General features: G+C 59.4%; 11 protein-coding genes and 4 tRNA genes. All 15 read right to left on the reverse strand.

All coding sequences use genetic code 11. The features are described from left to right. Positions 1–51 precede the first annotated feature (51 nt). On the reverse strand, positions 52–4,125 hold the full coding sequence (gene rpoB / locus N5C91_RS12710; RefSeq protein ID WP_054910991.1) for a DNA-directed RNA polymerase subunit beta: 4,074 nt from the start codon (positions 4,123–4,125) through the stop codon (positions 52–54). A gap of 222 nt (positions 4,126–4,347) precedes the next feature. Next, on the reverse strand, positions 4,348–4,716 hold the full coding sequence (gene rplL / locus N5C91_RS12715; RefSeq protein ID WP_017516430.1) for a 50S ribosomal protein L7/L12: 369 nt from the start codon (positions 4,714–4,716) through the stop codon (positions 4,348–4,350). Between the two features lie 76 nt (positions 4,717–4,792). Next, positions 4,793–5,293, reverse strand: a complete 501-nt coding sequence (rplJ, locus tag N5C91_RS12720) for a 50S ribosomal protein L10 (protein WP_015475313.1) — start codon at positions 5,291–5,293, stop codon at positions 4,793–4,795. Positions 5,294–5,495: 202 nt separating this feature from the next. Then, entirely contained in the window at positions 5,496–6,191 is a 696-nt protein-coding gene (rplA, locus tag N5C91_RS12725) for a 50S ribosomal protein L1 (RefSeq protein WP_279830008.1), read from the reverse strand. Beyond that, positions 6,191–6,622, reverse strand: a complete 432-nt coding sequence (gene rplK, locus N5C91_RS12730) for a 50S ribosomal protein L11 (protein WP_024767122.1) — start codon at positions 6,620–6,622, stop codon at positions 6,191–6,193. The genes rplA and rplK overlap by 1 nt, the downstream gene beginning before the upstream one ends. Positions 6,623–6,741: 119 nt before the next feature. Further along, on the reverse strand, positions 6,742–7,275 hold the full coding sequence (gene nusG / locus N5C91_RS12735; protein ID WP_015475310.1) for a transcription termination/antitermination protein NusG: 534 nt from the start codon (positions 7,273–7,275) through the stop codon (positions 6,742–6,744). Between the two features lie 9 nt (positions 7,276–7,284). After that, complete coding sequence (secE, locus tag N5C91_RS12740) at positions 7,285–7,653, reverse strand: preprotein translocase subunit SecE (RefSeq protein ID WP_088421640.1); 369 nt, start codon at positions 7,651–7,653, stop codon at positions 7,285–7,287. 44 nt (positions 7,654–7,697) lie between these two features. Next, a tRNA-Trp gene (locus N5C91_RS12745) sits at positions 7,698–7,773 on the reverse strand. 53 nt (positions 7,774–7,826) lie between these two features. Beyond that, positions 7,827–9,020: an elongation factor Tu gene (gene tuf, locus N5C91_RS12750; RefSeq protein ID WP_065327628.1), complete on the reverse strand. Its 1,194-nt coding sequence runs from the start codon at positions 9,018–9,020 to the stop codon at positions 7,827–7,829. A gap of 83 nt (positions 9,021–9,103) precedes the next feature. Next, positions 9,104–9,179: transfer RNA gene (locus tag N5C91_RS12755), tRNA-Thr, on the reverse strand. A gap of 19 nt (positions 9,180–9,198) precedes the next feature. Next, positions 9,199–9,272 (reverse strand) — tRNA-Gly (locus tag N5C91_RS12760). A gap of 25 nt (positions 9,273–9,297) precedes the next feature. Continuing rightward, positions 9,298–9,382 (reverse strand) — tRNA-Tyr (locus tag N5C91_RS12765). Positions 9,383–9,524: 142 nt separating this feature from the next. Then, positions 9,525–10,205: an SPOR domain-containing protein gene (locus N5C91_RS12770; RefSeq protein ID WP_279830015.1), complete on the reverse strand. Its 681-nt coding sequence runs from the start codon at positions 10,203–10,205 to the stop codon at positions 9,525–9,527. A gap of 9 nt (positions 10,206–10,214) precedes the next feature. Next, positions 10,215–10,964: a pantothenate kinase gene (locus N5C91_RS12775; RefSeq protein WP_279830017.1), complete on the reverse strand. Its 750-nt coding sequence runs from the start codon at positions 10,962–10,964 to the stop codon at positions 10,215–10,217. Further along, positions 10,954–11,898 (reverse strand): bifunctional biotin--[acetyl-CoA-carboxylase] ligase/biotin operon repressor BirA, encoded by a 945-nt coding sequence (gene birA / locus N5C91_RS12780; protein ID WP_279830019.1) that lies wholly within the window; start codon positions 11,896–11,898, stop codon positions 10,954–10,956. The genes N5C91_RS12775 and birA overlap by 11 nt, the downstream gene beginning before the upstream one ends. Positions 11,899–11,984: the final 86 nt, after the last annotated feature.

Below are 11,984 nucleotides of genomic sequence, written 5' to 3' on the forward strand. Positions count from 1 at the left end.
ACGGACCCGGTGCGACCGGCCTTGACCAGCCGCACCGTTTGACGTCACGTGTTATTCGGTTTCCAGTTCGATATCGATGCCGAGCGAGCGGATCTCTTTGATCAACACGTTGAAGGACTCGGGCATGCCGGCCTCCATGCGGTGATCCCCGTCCACGATGTTCTTGTACATCTTGGTACGGCCGTTCACGTCGTCCGACTTCACGGTCAGCATTTCCTGCAGGGTGTAGGCGGCACCGTAGGCTTCCAGCGCCCAGACCTCCATCTCCCCGAAACGCTGGCCACCGAACTGCGCCTTACCACCCAGCGGCTGCTGGGTAACCAGGCTGTAGGAGCCGGTGGAACGTGCGTGCATCTTGTCATCGACCAGGTGGTTCAGCTTGAGCATGTACATGTAACCAACAGTGGTCGTACGCTCGAACTGGTTGCCGGTGCGGCCGTCATACAGACGCATCTGACCGCTCTCCGGCAGATCGGCCAGCTTCAGCATGGCCTTGATCTCGCGCTCCTTGGCACCGTCGAACACCGGGGTAGCCATGGGCACGCCGCCCTTGAGGTTGTTGGCCAGAGCGAGGATCTCGTTATCGTTCAGCTCGTCCAGGCTCTCCTGGCGGCCGCCGATCTCGTTGTAGATCTCGTTCAGGAAGACACGCAGCTCGGCGATCTTGCGCTGCTCTTCGAGCATGCGGTTGATCTTCTCGCCCAGGCCCTTGGCCGCGAGGCCCAGGTGGGTTTCGAGGATCTGGCCGACGTTCATACGCGACGGTACGCCCAGCGGGTTCAGAACGATATCCACCGGAGTGCCGTTGGCATCGTGCGGCATGTCTTCGACCGGCATGATCACGGAGACCACACCCTTGTTACCGTGGCGGCCCGCCATCTTGTCGCCCGGCTGGATGCGGCGCTTGATAGCGAGGTAGACCTTGACGATCTTCAGTACGCCCGGAGCCAGGTCGTCGCCCTGCTGCAGCTTGCGCTTCTTGTCTTCGAACTTGTCGTCGAGCATCTGACGGCGGTCGCTGATGTAGGCCTGGGCCTTCTCCAGCTGCTCGTTCAGAGCATCTTCCGCCATGCGCAGCTTGAACCACTGGCCGCGCTCGAGGCCGTCCAGGTACTCGTCGGTGATCTCTGCGCCTTTCTTCAGGGCAGGACCGCCGTCGGCCTTGGCACCGACCAGAGCGGAACGCAGACGCTCGAAGGTTGCGCCTTCGACGATGCGAAACTCTTCGTTCAGGTCCTTGCGGATCTCGTCCAGCTGCATCTTCTCGATGGACAGGGCACGGCTATCGCGCTCCACGCCATCGCGGGTGAAGACCTGTACGTCGATGACGGTGCCCTTGGTGCCGGTCGGCACACGCAGGGAGGTGTCCTTCACGTCGGACGCCTTCTCACCGAAGATCGCGCGCAGCAGCTTCTCTTCCGGAGTCAGCTGGGTCTCGCCTTTCGGAGTGACCTTGCCAACCAGGATGTCGCCGGCCTGTACTTCGGCGCCGACGTAGACGATGCCTGCTTCGTCCAGCTTGTTCAGCGCAGCCTCACCCACGTTCGGGATGTCCGCGGTGATTTCTTCTGGGCCGAGCTTGGTGTCACGGGCAACGCAGGTCAGTTCCTGGATGTGGATCGTGGTGAAACGATCTTCCTGGACCACGCGCTCGGACAGGCAGATGGAGTCTTCGAAGTTGAAGCCGTTCCAGGGCATGAACGCTACGCGCATGTTCTGACCCAGAGCCAGTTCACCCATGTCGGTGGACGGGCCGTCGGCCAGGATGTCGCTGCGCGAAACCTGATCACCCTTCTGCACCAGCGGACGCTGGTTGATGCAGGTGTTCTGGTTGGAACGGGTGTACTTGGTCAGGTTGTAGATGTCGACACCGGCTTCGCCAGTCTCGACTTCATCGTCGTTCACACGCACAACGATACGGCTCGCGTCGACCGAGTCGATCACGCCACCACGGCGAGCTACCACGCAGACGCCGGAGTCACGGGCGACGTTGCGCTCCATGCCGGTACCTACCAGCGGCTTGTCGGCGCGCAGAGTCGGTACAGCCTGACGCTGCATGTTCGAACCCATGAGTGCACGGTTGGCGTCGTCGTGCTCGAGGAACGGGATCAGCGAGGCAGCGACGGAAACGACCTGCTTCGGCGATACGTCCATGAGGGTGACGTCTTCCGGCGCCTTCACGGTGAATTCGTTCAGGTGACGGACGGCAACCAGTTCGTCGATCAGCTGGCCCTTTTCGTTCAGGGTCGCGGACGCCTGAGCGATGACATGGTCAGCTTCTTCGATTGCGGACAGGAAGACGATGTCGTCGCTGACCAGACCTTCCTTCACCACGCGGTACGGGCTTTCCAGGAAGCCGTACTTGTTGGTGCGGGCGTAGGTGGCCAGGGAGTTGATCAGACCGATGTTCGGACCTTCAGGGGTTTCGATCGGGCACACGCGGCCGTAGTGGGTCGGGTGTACGTCACGAACCTCGAAGCCCGCGCGCTCACGAGTCAGACCACCTGGGCCGAGTGCGGAGACACGGCGCTTGTGGGTGATCTCGGAGAGCGGGTTGTTCTGGTCCATGAACTGCGACAGCTGGCTGGAACCGAAGAATTCCTTGATCGCGGCAGCCACCGGCTTGGCGTTGATCAGGTCCTGCGGCATCAGGCCTTCGCTTTCGGCCATCGACAGACGTTCCTTGACCGCGCGCTCTACACGCACCAGGCCAACGCGGAACTGGTTCTCGGCCATCTCGCCGACGCAACGGACGCGACGGTTACCCAGGTGGTCGATGTCGTCGACGATGCCTTTACCGTTACGGATGGCAACCAGGGTCTTGAGGACCTCGACGATGTCTTCCTTGCTCAGGACGCCGGCGCCTTCGATCTCGGAACGACCGATGCGACGGTTGAACTTCATGCGGCCAACGGCGGACAGGTCGTAACGCTCGGCGCTGAAGAACAGGTTGCCGAACAGGGTCTCGGCAGCTTCCTTGGTCGGCGGCTCGCCGGGACGCATCATGCGATAGATCTCGACCAGCGCTTCCAGTTGGTTGCTGGTGGAGTCGATCTTCAGCGTGTCGGAGATGAACGGACCGCAGTCGATGTCGTTGGTGTACAGCGTTTCCAGGCGCGCGACCTGAGCCTTGGCGATCTTGGCCAGGGCGTCGACGGTCAGCTCGGTGTTGCACTCGGCGATGATCTCGCCGGTGGCCGGATGCACGACAGCCTTGGCCACGGTACGGCCAATCAGGTAGTCGAACGGCACTTCCAGCTGGCTGATGCCGGCCTTCTCGAGCTGATTGATGTGACGCGCGGTGATACGACGGCCCGCTTCAACGATGACCTTGCCGGCAGCATCCTTGATGTCGAAGCTGGCGATCTCGCCACGCAGACGCGAAGGCACCAGTTCCAGGTTCAGGGTCTCGCCCTTGATCTGGTAGACGTTGGTGTCATAGAACGCGTTGAGGATTTCCTCGGTGCTGTAGTTCAGCGCGCGCAGCAGGACCGAAGCCGGCAGTTTGCGGCGACGGTCGATACGAACGAACACGCAGTCCTTCGGATCGAACTCGAAGTCGAGCCACGAACCGCGGTAAGGAATGATACGAGCGGAGTACAGCAGCTTGCCGGAGCTGTGGGTCTTGCCACGGTCGTGGTCGAAGAACACACCCGGGGAACGGTGCAGCTGGGAAACGATGACGCGCTCGGTACCGTTGATGATGAAGGTACCGTTCTCGGTCATCAGGGGGATTTCCCCCATGTAGACTTCTTGTTCCTTGATGTCCTTGATCGCTTTGTTCGACGATTCTTTGTCGAAAATGATCAGGCGCACTTTCACACGCAGCGGGACCGCGAAGGTCACACCACGCAGCACGCATTCCTTGACATCGAAGGCCGGCTCACCGAGGCGGTAGCCGACGTATTCCAGGGCAGCATTGCCGGAATAGCTGATAATCGGGAAAACGGACTTGAAGGCCGCATGCAGGCCGATGTCTCGAACCTGGTCCTTGCTCGCGCCGGCCTGCAGGAATTCGCGATAGGAATCCAGCTGGATGGCCAGCAAATACGGCACATCCATGACGTCCGGCAACTTGCTAAAGTCCTTGCGGATACGTTTTTTCTCAGTGTATGAGTAAGCCATCAGCGTTCCCCAGCTTGGTCACCTGCTTGATTGGCCTCTCCCGCGCGGGGAGCAGCCCAAAATCGTGCAAACCCTTGGTTTGCGCCGCCAGTCGTGGCGGGATTTTCACGTTATGGAGGGGCACCCACGGCACCCCACCCATAACGGAAAAAGGCCGGTGGCATTTGCCACCAGCCATCAGCCTGTCGCTTAACGCTCGGGCTGTCGACGCAAGGTACGAACTTACTTGAGCTCGACCTTGGCGCCTGCTTCTTCCAGGGCTTTCTTGGCAGCTTCGGCTTCTTCTTTCGAAGCGCCTTCCTTGACCACGCCCGGGGCGCCGTCAACGACAGCCTTGGCTTCTTTCAGGCCCAGGCCGGTCAGTTCACGAACGACCTTGATCACGTTCACTTTCTTGTCGCCAGCTTCGGCCAGGACGATGGTGAACTCGGTCTGCTCTTCAGCAGCGGCAGCAGCCGGGCCGGCAGCAGCAACGGTAGCGGCAGCAGCGGTAACGCCGAACTTCTCTTCCATCGCCTTGATCAGTTCAACGATCTGCATGACGGACATTTCGGATACGGCGGAGATGATGTCTTCGTTGGTCAGAGCCATGACTCTAATTCCTGTATTGGGTGACGGCCTAAGGCCATCGAATTAAACAAAAAAGGTTGAAAGGAGATGCCGAGCCTTAGGCTGCGGTAGCTTCTTTCTGATCGCGAATTGCCGCCAGAGTACGAGCCAGCTTGCTGGTAGCGCCTTGGATCACGCTCATCAGCTGTGCAACAGCTTCGTTGTAGGTCGGCAGGGTCGCCAGCACGTCGATCTGATTGGCTGCGAGGAACTGACCCTCGAACGCGGCCGCCTTGATCTCGAACTTGTCCTGACCCTTGGCAAACTCCTTGAAGATACGAGCGGCAGCGCCCGGATGTTCGTTGGAGAAAGCAATCAGGGTCGGGCCCTTGAACACGTCGTTGAGCACTTCAAACTGAGTGCCTTCAACAGCGCGCTTGAGCAGGGTGTTACGTACGACTTTCACGTACACACCAGCTGCGCGGGCCTCTTTACGGAGTCCGGTCATAGCGCCGACAGTCACGCCGCGTGCATCAACCACGACAGCGGACAGACCGGCTTTGGCAGCCTCGTTGACTTCAGCGACGATGGCCTTCTTGTCTTCGAGTTTAATTGCCACGGGTTTACTCCTGGATGTTACCGATTCGTCCAGCCGGAGCCGGACGGCGTTTTGGTGTCTGATTCGGTAAACGAATCGGGAGCACCATCTGCGTAGGCTTGAGGTTTAAGGCTTGCGCCGCCTACGGTCTTGGATAGCCCCCGCCAGGCAGGGACCCCAATACCTGCGAACAGTGGGCGAACCCACTGTTCGACTTAGTTCATCAGCCTTCCAGCGAAGCCTGATCGATCTGCAGACCCGGGCCCATGGTGGTGCTCAGGGTAACGCGCTGAACGTACACGCCCTTCGAGGAGGACGGCTTCAGACGCTTCAGATCGCTCAGCAGCGCTTCCACGTTCTGCTTCAGCTTGACCGGCTCGAAGTCGATCTTGCCAACGGAAGCGTGGATGATGCCGTTCTTGTCGGTACGGAAACGTACCTGACCGGCTTTGGCGTTCTTGACAGCGGTGGCGACGTCCGGGGTCACGGTGCCGACTTTCGGGTTCGGCATCAGACCGCGCGGGCCGAGAACCTGGCCCAGCTGGCCAACAACACGCATCGCATCCGGGGAGGCGATGACGACGTCGTAGTTCAGGTCGCCGGCTTTCATTTCGGCAGCCAGTTCGTCCATGCCAACCTTGTCTGCACCAGCAGCCAGGGCAGCTTCAACACCAGGACCCTGGGTGAAGACGGCAACGCGTACGGATTTGCCGGTGCCGTTCGGCAGAACGGTGGCACCACGTACGACCTGGTCGGATTTACGCGGATCAACGCCCAGATTGATGGCGATGTCCACGGACTCCTTGAACTTGATGGTCGACAGTTCAGCCAGCAGCTTGGCGGCATCTTCGAAGCCGTAATGCTTGCCCGCTTCAACCTTCTCGGCGATAGCCTTTTGACGCTTGGTCAGCTTAGCCATTACACACCCTCCACGTTCAGGCCCATGCTGCGCGCGGAGCCAGCAATGGTGCGTACGGCAGCGTCCAGGTCAGCAGCGGTCAGGTCAGCCTGCTTGGCCTTGGCGATCTCTTCCAGCTGGGCACGGGTAACGGTGCCGACTTTCTGAGAGTTCGGACGAGCGGAACCGCTGGTGATGCCAGCTGCTTTTTTCAGCAGGACGGCAGCCGGGGTGCTCTTGGTTTCGAAGGTGAAGCTACGGTCGCTGTAAACGGTGATGATCACAGGAGTCGGCAGACCCGGCTCTTGGCCTTGGGTCTTGGCGTTGAACGCCTTGCAGAATTCCATGATGTTCACGCCGTGCTGACCCAGAGCAGGGCCTACGGGCGGCGACGGGTTGGCCTGGCCGGCCTTAACTTGCAGCTTGATGTAAGCCGTGATTTTCTTAGCCATTTGCTACTCCAAATGCGGGTCAAGCGCCCTGACGGGCTCCCCGGTTGCTATCGCGTTTATCCCAATGACGACAAAACCCCGCAGCCTAGGGCTGCGGGGTATGGGATTCATTGTGCCAGTTAGACCTTCTCTACCTGACTGAACTCCAGCTCCACCGGAGTAGAGCGACCGAAAATGAGCACAGCGACCTGGATGCGGCTCTTTTCGTAGTTAACTTCTTCGACGACACCATTGAAGTCGGCGAACGGACCATCGATAACGCGAACGGTCTCGCCCGGCTCGAACAGCGTCTTCGGCTTGGGCTTGTCGCCGCTATCGGCAACGCGACGCAGGATGGCATCAGCTTCCTTGTCGGTGATCGGCGCCGGCTTGTCGGCGGTACCACCAATGAAGCCCATGACGCGAGGAGTATCCTTGACCAGGTGCCAGGTACCCTCGTTCATTTCCATCTGCACCAGGACATAGCCCGGGAAGAATTTGCGCTCACTTTTGCGCTTCTGGCCGTTCCGCATCTCTACCACTTCCTCGGTAGGGACCAGAATCTCACCAAACCCGTCTTCCATGCCGGCCAGTTTGACCCGCTCGATCAGCGAGCGCATGACATGCTTCTCGTAACCCGAGTAGGCATGCACAACGTACCAACGCTTAGCCACGGAACACCCTTAACCTACGATCATGGAAACCAGCCAACCCAGCAGGGAGTCGAGCCCCCAAAGCACCAGCGCCATTACCAGCACTACTGCCACTACGATCAGCGTGGTCTGAGTTGTCTCTTGACGAGACGGCCATACAACCTTGCGAATCTCGGCGCGAGCTTCTTTAGCCAAAGTAAAGAACGCGCGCCCCTTGACGGTTTGCAGCGCAATGAAACCTGCAACAGCCGCCATCACGAGAATACCGAGAACGCGATAGAAGATCGGTTGCGCGGAGTAATACTGGTTGGCAACCACAGCCACCACCACCAGCACTGCAACCACAAGCCACTTCAAGAGATCAAGACGCGACTCTTTGGCTTCTACCTTCGCATTCATCTGCTAGGAATCCCGTTTAAAGAAGTGCCAGATCTTGAGAAATCTGGCAGGCCAGGAGGGAATCGAACCCCCAACCTGCGGTTTTGGAGACCGCCGCTCTGCCAATTGAGCTACTGGCCTAGAACAAAGTCAGGCCGACCATTATGCCGGCCTGATAGGGAAAGATCAATCGATTATTCGATGATCTTGGCAACCACGCCGGCACCAACGGTACGGCCGCCTTCGCGAATCGCGAAGCGCAGGCCATCTTCCATGGCGATCGGAGCGATCAGGGTGACAACCATTTTCACGTTGTCGCCCGGCATTACCATCTCAACGCCTTCCGGCAGTTCGCAGTTGCCGGTTACGTCGGTGGTACGGAAGTAGAACTGCGGACGGTAGCCCTTGAAGAACGGGGTGTGACGACCACCTTCTTCTTTGGACAGCACGTACACTTCGCACTCAAACTTGGTGTGCGGCTTGATGGTGCCCGGCTTGGCCAGAACCTGGCCACGCTCTACGTCTTCACGCTTGGTGCCACGCAGCAGAACGCCGACGTTCTCACCAGCACGACCTTCGTCGAGCAGCTTGCGGAACATTTCAACGCCAGTGCAGGTGGTCTTGGTGGTCGCCTTGATACCGACGATTTCCACTTCTTCCTGGACCTTGACGATGCCACGCTCAACACGGCCAGTTACCACGGTGCCACGACCGGAGATCGAGAACACGTCTTCGATCGGCATCAGGAACGGCTGGTCGATTGCACGAACCGGCTCAGGGATGTAGGAGTCCAGGGTTTCTACCAGCTTGCGCACGGCGGAAACGCCCATCTCGTTGTCGTCCTGGCCGTTCAGAGCCATCAGAGCGGAACCGATCACGATCGGAGTGTCGTCGCCCGGGAAGTCGTAGGTGTTCAGCAGGTCGCGAACTTCCATCTCGACCAGTTCCAGCAGCTCGGCGTCGTCAACCATGTCGGCCTTGTTCAGGAACACGACAATGTAAGGAACGCCTACCTGACGGGACAGCAGGATGTGCTCGCGGGTCTGCGGCATGGGGCCGTCAGCAGCCGAGCAAACCAGGATCGCGCCGTCCATCTGGGCAGCACCGGTGATCATGTTCTTCACGTAGTCGGCGTGGCCCGGGCAGTCTACGTGAGCGTAGTGGCGTACCGGCGAGTCGTATTCAACGTGAGAGGTGTTGATGGTGATACCACGAGCCTTCTCTTCCGGCGCGTTGTCGATCTGATCGAAAGCGCGAGCAGAGCCGCCCCAGGTCTCGGAGCAGACCTTGGTCAGAGCAGCGGTCAGAGTGGTTTTGCCGTGGTCAACGTGACCGATGGTGCCGACGTTTACGTGCGGCTTGTTACGCTCAAACTTTTCTTTAGCCATCTTGACCGCCTCCCGTTAGGAATTGAGAAAGTCACGTCACCATTAAAACAAAGGCAGATATTTTCATATCTGCCTTTGCGAGATGGAGCTCATGAGCGGATTTGAACCGCTGACCTCACCCTTACCAAGGGTGTGCTCTACCAGCTGAGCTACATGAGCAAGACATCAGCAACAAACTTGGAGCGGGTAGCGGGAATCGAACCCGCATCATCAGCTTGGAAGGCTGAGGTTCTACCACTGAACTATACCCGCGGAGCTTGCAGCTCACGCTTGAAACTGGTGGAGGGGGAAGGATTCGAACCTTCGAAGTCTGAGACGTCAGATTTACAGTCTGATCCCTTTGGCCGCTCGGGAACCCCTCCGAGTGAGGCGGCATTCTACAGCCTGCCACCGCGTTGTCAACTGTTTTTCTTTAAAAAACTTGAGCTTAGCTCTTCGACAACGGCTTCCAGTGTTCGACCTTTTTCAGGTCACCCCTGTGAAGCGGGCGCCATTCTATTCAAACTATTGAGGGCTTGCAACGTTTTTGCACGGCATTGTTTGTTTTTGCAGTTCGGGGAAATCCGGGGCCAGCTGACGCACCAGAGAGTCATCCACCAGGCGCCCGCTTTCCGGGGTGATCTGCGCCCAGTAATCATGTTGCGAACGAGCCAGTTCGCGCACCAGAGCGTCGTAACCTGCAGTCTTCAGCCGCTCCACCACGCTATCGGCGGAATCCTTGCGCTGAAAGATGCCAAGGGAGATCCCGTCAGTCAGATCCCCCTCCGTGATGATGTAGCTATCGATCTTGCGCGCCTGCAGCTCGCGCAGCTGCCACAAGGAGGCCTGCCGCGAAGCCAGAGGCGGAAGATAAACCCAGTAGTCGGTACCAGCAGCCGCATCCACAGTCTGCACTGAGGCCTGGACATCAAGGCTCAACAAGCGCTGGACCAACTGCCGTGCGCGATCCTCTACGGGGAAACTGCCCAGGTAGACACACGCAGAGGCGGGAGCAGCGGCCGGCTTTTCGTCTGCCGGGCGGCGCTGAGGCGTCTCGGCAGACTCACTGAGCAGACGAATATTCTTCTGCTCAGTGTGAAACAGACTGAGCGGCGCGATCTCTTTCGGGCGGAGCGGCGCCTGCTGTTGATGCCAGACGTAATAGAAGACATTGAGGGCGAGGAGGAAGAGGAAAAACCAACGCATCGGTCAGACTCACTCGATCGGACAGGCAAGTGCCAGGCCGAGAAATACCAGATCCGGGAGCACGACAGCGCGCGCAGACTCATCCTTGACCAGCTCGGCATCGCCCCCGGTCAGGTAGACAGCGCAGTCATCACCCAGCAGTTTATTCGCCAGATCGATCTGCTCCCGCACGAACCCGCGCAGCATCAGCACGCAACCGCGTTCAACTGCCTCGGAAGTTTCCTGGCCTGGGAGCAGGTTCTGCAGCGCCTCATGGGCCGCCTCATCGTCATAGCGAATACGCCGCGTGTGCGTGCGGAGCTGGCTGCGCATCAGGGGCATGCCGGGAGCTATATAGCCACCCAGATGCCTGCCGGCCGAGTCAACCAGGTCGGAAGTGACCGCGGTGCCAAGATCGAGCACCAGGCAGCCACGCCCCGCGAGGCAATGACCCGCCACGAGGGCAAGCCAGCGATCCATCCCCAGCCGCTGATACTCACGATAGCCATTCAGCACACCGCTCAGCTCGGTCGCCGGCGCGGCGATCTGCACCACAACAGGGAAAGCACTCTCCAGGCTGACACGCAGCGCGTCGGTTTCCTGCTCACTGCGCACGCTGACCATACGGCAATAGCGAATGTCGACCACTTCGCTGGCCTGCAATTGCGCTAGCAGCACCTGATCGGAATCAGCCACACCACCAGCGACGGTCACCAGGTCGTGCTTTCTGACCACCCGCCACTTGATCAGGCTATTTCCGCAATCCAACTCAAGAATCATCCGACAACCTCAGACTCAGCTCGCCTCCGCTGTAGCTCTGCTCCTTCCCATCAACCAGGAGACGCAACGCACCTCGCTCATCGATGCCAAGGGCACGCCCAACGATATTATTGGCGACAGTAGACAGCGTGACTTGCCGCCCCTGCCATAGATGAAGTGATTCCCACTCCTCGCGGCTCGCGGCAAAGCCGCGCTCGCGATGGCGGGAAAGTACGTGCGCAAGTTGCGACTCCAGCGCCCGCAGCAACTCATTGCGATCGACCAGCCTGCCCAGAGCCTCTCGCACCGAAGTCCAGGGCTGATCAATGGCGTCCGCCTTGCGCATATTCACATTGATACCGATGCCAATGGCAACGCTGCAGATGTCAGCAGGATCGCCCGTGAGTTCAAGCAAGATGCCGGCAATCTTCTTGCCAGCCACCAGAACATCATTGGGCCATTTGAGGCCTACATCCTTCACGCCCAAAGATTGAATCGCTCCTGCCACCGCAAGACCAACCACCAGACTCAACCCCTCCAACTCCTGCGCACCACCGCGCACGGCGATACCCAGCGTGTAATACAGGTTGGCGCCGAAGGGGCTTTCCCATTGCCGCCCTCGCCTTCCCCGCCCAGCGGTCTGGCGCTCGCCAAGAATGGCGAACGGCGCCACGGCGCCGGCAGAAAGGCGTCGTAGAACCTCGGCGTTAGTGGAGTCGATTGAAAACAGGACATCGAGAGGCCACTGGCCGGAATCGGACCTAGGCGAGATGATGCTCAGCGGCTCTTCCAGGCGGTAACCACGGCCGCGTACTCGCTGCACGACCATGCCGTAGTCCCGCTCAAGACCCTCAAGGCGCTTCCAGACGGCACTACGACTTACCCCGAGGAGAGCACCCAGCTCTTCTCCGGAATGAAAGCGGCCATCGCTCAGCAATTTCAGCAAGGTCTGCATATCACCCCCGCAACTGTCAGGCACGCATCATATAGAGGCATGCCTGAATTGCCTACGCAGCAATGGCCCGACTTTCCCGCGTGCAA

It is taken from the genome of Pseudomonas sp. GD03903, assembly GCF_029840045.1.
GTDB lineage: Bacteria > Pseudomonadota > Gammaproteobacteria > Pseudomonadales > Pseudomonadaceae > Pseudomonas > Pseudomonas pseudonitroreducens.

Excerpts from the sequence above, each read along its gene's own strand:
- rpoB (WP_054910991.1), bottom strand. The coding sequence starts at position 4,125 with ATGGCTTACTCATACACTGAGAAAAAACGTATCCGCAAGGACTTTAGC.
- rplL (WP_017516430.1), bottom strand. The coding sequence starts at position 4,716 with ATGGCTCTGACCAACGAAGACATCATCTCCGCCGTATCCGAAATGTCC.
- rplA (WP_279830008.1), bottom strand. The coding sequence starts at position 6,191 with ATGGCTAAGCTGACCAAGCGTCAAAAGGCTATCGCCGAGAAGGTTGAA.
- rplK (WP_024767122.1), bottom strand. The coding sequence starts at position 6,622 with ATGGCTAAGAAAATCACGGCTTACATCAAGCTGCAAGTTAAGGCCGGC.
- secE (WP_088421640.1), bottom strand. The coding sequence starts at position 7,653 with ATGAATGCGAAGGTAGAAGCCAAAGAGTCGCGTCTTGATCTCTTGAAG.
- tuf (WP_065327628.1), bottom strand. The coding sequence starts at position 9,020 with ATGGCTAAAGAAAAGTTTGAGCGTAACAAGCCGCACGTAAACGTCGGC.
- N5C91_RS12770 (WP_279830015.1), bottom strand. The coding sequence starts at position 10,205 with ATGCGTTGGTTTTTCCTCTTCCTCCTCGCCCTCAATGTCTTCTATTAC.
- N5C91_RS12775 (WP_279830017.1), bottom strand. The coding sequence starts at position 10,964 with ATGATTCTTGAGTTGGATTGCGGAAATAGCCTGATCAAGTGGCGGGTG.
- birA (WP_279830019.1), bottom strand. The coding sequence starts at position 11,898 with ATGCAGACCTTGCTGAAATTGCTGAGCGATGGCCGCTTTCATTCCGGA.